This window comes from Methanoregula sp. (assembly GCF_002835825.1).
In the GTDB taxonomy this organism is placed as follows: domain Archaea; phylum Halobacteriota; class Methanomicrobia; order Methanomicrobiales; family Methanospirillaceae; genus Methanoregula.
In genome coordinates, this window is sequence record NZ_PIZH01000410.1 from 1 (window position 1) to 1,831 (window position 1,831).

The 1,831-nt window shown below is 52.9% G+C and carries 3 protein-coding genes; 2 read left to right on the forward strand and 1 reads right to left on the reverse strand.

Going from position 1 to position 1,831, the window contains the following annotated elements:
* Together CW742_RS11660 and CW742_RS11665 are read left to right on the forward strand one after the other, a co-directional pair.
* Positions 1 to 680 (forward strand): radical SAM/SPASM domain-containing protein (locus tag CW742_RS11660; protein ID WP_292420576.1); only part of this gene is annotated, 680 nt, incomplete at its 5' end.
* Between the two features lie 12 nt (positions 681 to 692).
* The gene (locus CW742_RS11665; protein WP_292420578.1) at positions 693 to 1,439 is read left to right on the forward strand and encodes a cytidylyltransferase domain-containing protein; all 747 of its coding nucleotides are present in this window, start codon (positions 693 to 695) and stop codon (positions 1,437 to 1,439) included.
* Positions 1,440 to 1,648: 209 nt separating this feature from the next.
* Here the strand turns inward: CW742_RS11665 and CW742_RS11670 are convergent.
* A partial coding sequence (locus tag CW742_RS11670; RefSeq protein ID WP_292420579.1) for a hypothetical protein occupies positions 1,649 to 1,831 on the reverse strand: 183 nt, incomplete at its 5' end.

The window sequence follows — 1,831 nt, forward strand, 5'->3', positions numbered from 1 at the left end:
ACCGGGGAGAGCCCTTGCTCCATAAGGATCTCCCCAGAATGGTTGCCTATGCCAAAAACGCTGGCGTTATGGATGTCTATTTCAATACCAATGCCGTGAGGCTGGACGAAGCGATGATCCGCAGCCTCATCGACGCCGGGCTTGACCGGATTTCGATCTCCTTTGAAGGATATGAGAAAAGCGTGTACGAAAAATACCGGGTTGGTTCGGATTTCGATCTTGTGGTCAGAAATGTCGGGCTCCTGAAGGAGATCAAGGAAGAACTCGGAGCGGTAACGCCCCTGGTACGGATCCAGACCGTGCTCATCCCGGAACTGGTTGGTAAAGAGAAGGAATACGCAGATTTCTGGTCAGGGAGAGTTGACGAGGTCGCATACCTGGACATGAAAGACGAGGAGGGAAATCCGGACCACCGGGGCATACGATCCGACTGGGCATGCCATATGCTCTGGCAGCGGCTCGCGATCACCTGGGATGGGACAATCCTTCCCTGTGTTCATGATATCTATGAATGGATGAAATTCGGCAATATCTCCGACATCAGCATCCATGACGCCTGGAACAGCCTGCGGGAGCAGGAGTGCCGCAATCTTCACCGGACAGGGAATGCCCATACCATTCCGGCCTGTGATCGCTGCCCGCTGCGCGAGAACGAGATACGAAAAATCCAGAAGAACTGATACCTGATTCACATGATAGTCGCACTCTTAATCGGAAGAGAGGGCAGCCAGGGTTTCCCGGGAAAGAATATCCACCCTGTCCTTGGCAAAGCCCTCATGGAATACCCCCTGATCGCCGCCAGGGATGCAAAGACGATTGAACGCATCTATGTTTCAACGGATTCCGACAAGATCAAGGAGATTGGCAGGAAATACGGTGTCAGGATCATCAACCGACTTGCAGAGCTCTGCAACAGTGCCGCTCTTGGAGAGAATGCGTTCGTTCACGGGTACCGGGAGATTAGGAAAGAACTCGAGGGAGAAGGTGAATCCGTAGAACTCATGGTCCTTCTCATGTGCAATTCCCCGACAATTCTGGGGGAGACTATAGATGAAGGAGTCCATGTGCTTCAGAAGAACAGGGACATCGACTCAGCCGTAACCGTATCCCGTTATAATATGTGGAGCCCGCTGCGCGCACGGAAGATCGGGCAGGACGGCCTGCTCCACCCGTTTGTGCCTTTTGAGGTGTTCGGGGATCCCAACACCATGAACTGCGATCGGGATTCCCAGGGAGATGTCTGGTTTGCCGATATGGGGGTCTCGATTGTACGACCACGGTGTCTCGATCACATGGAGGATGGGCTCCTGCCACAGAAATGGATGGGACAGAAGATTTATCCCCTGAACCAATGGGGTGGCTGCGACATCGATTACCGGTGGCAGCTCCCCCAGGTGGAGTACTGGATACGGGAATACCGGCCTGGCAAAAAAGAATAATCCCTGTTTTTCTTTTCGTTCTTGCCGGCATTACCACCTTCTGCCACGTTGACCGCCGGTATCAGGACCAGGTAAACCGCAGAGATGCAGGCGTTTACGAATTTTGTATCAGCCGTACCCATCCGGAAATCACGAGATACGCTGATAAAAAACTCCATTGGGCCGGGAAGGTGCAAAATTATTAAGATGACCGGTCCTGTTAGGAAGGTTTAAAAGTCCAGATATTCCCTGCACTCTTCCCGGAGCTCATCCCATTTCCGGTTCCCTTCCGGGGTGAGTTTCTCAGCTTCAGCGATTTCAGGCCAGCGATCCTTGGGGAGTTTGGCATAGATGACAAAGCACCGGCGCATTCCTTCTATCTGTTCCGGCGGATACTGCGGCATAGTGAGTAC